Origin of the sequence: Enterobacter cloacae complex sp. P17RS, from assembly GCF_014895885.1 — a bacterium.
Lineage (GTDB): Bacteria > Pseudomonadota > Gammaproteobacteria > Enterobacterales > Enterobacteriaceae > Enterobacter > Enterobacter bugandensis.
The window spans coordinates 604-806 of record NZ_JADBQK010000040.1 but is presented as its reverse complement, the minus strand read 5'-3'; the positions used below and the strand labels follow the sequence as shown (position 1 = coordinate 806).

Genomic DNA, 203 nt, shown 5'->3' with positions numbered 1-203 from the left:
TTCCTCCACGTCTGGCCATCCTTCCACTGCCACTGGAAGCTGGAGACGTCCGTACCGGCCCCGTTTGCCGTGAAGGTATATTCCGCCCTCAGGGTCTGCCCCACCTCCGGCGTGCCGGAGATCCTTAGCCCCGTCACAGACGGCATACCATACACCGCTACCGCCGGGCTGTTCTTTACCGCACCGGTCAGCGACGGCTGGCT

1 protein-coding gene is annotated in these 203 nt (G+C 64.0%); it reads right to left on the bottom strand.

Annotated features, from left to right (window positions below; translation table 11 throughout):
• Window positions 1–203: hypothetical protein (locus IM265_RS21595; RefSeq protein WP_193056025.1), on the bottom strand; the 203-nt coding region annotated here is incomplete at both ends.